This is a genomic window from Roseisolibacter sp. H3M3-2, assembly GCF_029211165.1.
In the GTDB taxonomy this organism is placed as follows: Bacteria; Gemmatimonadota; Gemmatimonadetes; order Gemmatimonadales; family Gemmatimonadaceae; genus Roseisolibacter.
Window position 1 is genome coordinate 1 of the sequence record NZ_JARGEK010000532.1, and the last position, 2,504, is coordinate 2,504.

The window sequence follows — 2,504 nt, forward strand, 5'->3', positions numbered from 1 at the left end:
CGACCTGCGACCTGCGACCTGCGACCTGCGACCTGCGACCTGCGACCTGCGACCCAGGAGCGGCCGTGAGGTCGCAGGTCGCAGGTCGCAGGACCCCCTCCCCCATTCACCCCTCCTCCTCCCCCCCGTTCTTCCGATGGCCCGGGGATCCGGCCGACGGCACCGTGAGGACAGTCCCCGACCCCACCTCCGATGCCCACCCTGCTCGAGCAGCTCTCGACCGACCTCGCCGACGCCACCGACGCCGCCGGGCGCTCCGTCGTCGCCGTCCACGCCCGGCGCCGCATCCCGGCGAGCGGGATCCTCTGGCGCCCGGACGTCGTCGTCGCCACCCACCACACCGTCCACAAGGACGAGGACGTGGGCGTCACCCTCCCCGACGGACGGAAGGTCCGCGGGAACGTGGTCGGCCGCGACCCGGGCACCGACCTGTGCGTGCTGCGGGTCGACGACTCGGCCGGCGCCGAACCGGCGCGCCTGGCCCGCGACCCGCTGCGCGTCGGCCAACTGGTGCTCGCCGTCGGTCGGCCGGGGCCCGAGCTCTCCGCGGCGCTCGGCGCGGTCTCGGCCGTCGGGCCGGCGTTCCGCACCTGGCAGGGCGGCCAGATCGACCGGTTCGTCCGCCTCGACGTCGCGATCCACGACGGCTTCTCCGGCGGCCCCCTGGTCGACGGCGCCGGCCGAGTGGCCGGGGTCAACACCTCCGCCCTCGCCCGCGCCGGCGCACTCACCATCCCGGTGCCGACGGTCGAGCGCGTGGTCGACCACCTGCTGGCCGGCGGCCGCACCCGCCGCGGCTGGCTCGGGATCGGCGCCCAGGCGGTCAAGCTCCCCGAGGCGGTCCGGCGCGAGCTGGCCGACGCGGGACGCCAGCAGGCCCAGGCGCTGATGCTGGTCGCCGTCGAGCCGGGCTCGCCGGCCGACCGCGCCGGACTCCTCCTCGGCGACGTCGTCCTCCGCCTGGGCGACACCCCGACCGAGGACGTGACCGACGTCCTCTCCGCGCTCGGCGCCGACTCGGTCGGCCGCGCGATCGACGCGGAGGTGCTCCGTGCCGGGGAGCGCCGCACGGTCCATGTCACGGTGGACGAGCACCCGGGGCGCCGCTGACTATGACGGCCCTCGACGACGAGCTGGATCGGATCGCGACAGCACTTTGCCAGAGCACCGCCATCGTGCGGTCCGCTGGCCGCCGCAACGCCGCCAACGGCCCCGAGGGGCAGGGCGCCGCGGTGGTCTGGTCGGCCGACGGGCTGCTGGTCACCAACCCCCACGTCGCCCGCGCCGACCGCACCCTGGTCGACCTGGCCGACGGGCGCCGGCTGGCCGCGCGCACGGTCGCCCGCGATCCGGCGCACGACCTCGCGGTCCTCCGCGTCGACCCGGGGCCGGCGCCCCTCGTCCCCGCCCCCGTCGGCGACCCCGCCGCGCTCCGCCCGGGCGGGATGGTGCTCGCCTTCGGCCATCCGCTGGGGATCTCGAACGCGCTGGCGATGGGCGTGTACCACGGCACCCGGGCGCCACTCCTGCGCCACCTCGGCGCGGACGGGAAGCAGCGGCTGCTGTGCGCCGACATCCGACTGGCGCCCGGCAACTCGGGCGGGCCGCTGGCCGACGCGGCGGGGCGGGTAATCGGGATCAACACGCTCATCGCCGGCGGTCTGGGGTACGCCGTCCCGATCGACCGTGCGCGGGCGCTGGCCGACGCCCTGAACCCCCGACTGCGGCTCGGGGTGACGGTGCGGACGGTGCGGGTCCGGCCGCGCGACGGCGAGGAGTCGCCGGCGCTGCTCGTCCTCGAGGTGGCGCCCGGGCTCCCCGCGGAGTCGGCGGGCGTGCTCCCCGGCGACGTACTGTTCTCGCTGGACGGGCGCGCGCTGCGCGAGCCCGGGGACCTGGCCGCGGCGCTGGCGACCGTCCCGGCGGGGCGGGCGCCGCGGCTGGCGATCGGGCGGGCCGGGCGGCAGCGCACGCTGACGCTCCCCGCGACGATCTTCACGCATCACACGAGGTGGGCGGCGTAAGCCCCGATGACATCCACGCTTGCCCCTGAGCTGCCGTCGCTCCGCGACGACCTGCGCGGCGAGGGCGCGCCCGTGATCCGGGTGGCGCTCCTCGCCGGCTCGCCCGTCGTGCGCGCGGGGCTTGAGGCGCTCCTGGCCGACCGGGTGGGGCTCGTCGTGGTCGGCGCCGGGGTGGCCGACGGTGGCGCCGACGCCGTGGACGCGGCGTTCGACCGGGCGGCCGACTGGGACGCCGACGTCGTCGTCTGGGTGCTGGACGCCGCCGGGGCGGTGGAGCCGCTGCTGCGCCGCGGCGTCGAGCCGCTGCGGGAGGGGGCGCCCCCGCCGGCGCTGGTGCTGCTGGTGGACCGGGGGGATCCGGCGCCGGCGCCGCTGGCCGACCCCCTGGCCGCGCTGCGGGCGGGGGTGCGGGCCGTCCTGCCGAGCGACGTGGGGGGCGGGGCGCTGTCGGCGGCCGTCGAGGCGGCGGCGGCGGGGGTG

At 78.1% G+C, this 2,504-nt stretch carries 2 protein-coding genes and 1 pseudogene; all 3 read left to right on the top strand.

The window, feature by feature from the left end:
* Positions 1–192: 192 nt before the first annotated feature.
* Positions 193–1,110, top strand: a complete 918-nt coding sequence (locus PYV61_RS24070) for a trypsin-like peptidase domain-containing protein (protein WP_275836415.1) — start codon at positions 193–195, stop codon at positions 1,108–1,110.
* A 2-nt stretch (positions 1,111–1,112) separates the two neighbouring features.
* The gene (locus PYV61_RS24075) at positions 1,113–2,024 is read left to right on the top strand and encodes a trypsin-like peptidase domain-containing protein (RefSeq protein ID WP_275836416.1); all 912 of its coding nucleotides are present in this window, start codon (positions 1,113–1,115) and stop codon (positions 2,022–2,024) included.
* Positions 2,025–2,030: 6 nt separating this feature from the next.
* Positions 2,031–2,504, top strand: a pseudogene (locus PYV61_RS24080) (hypothetical protein); the annotation flags it as partial.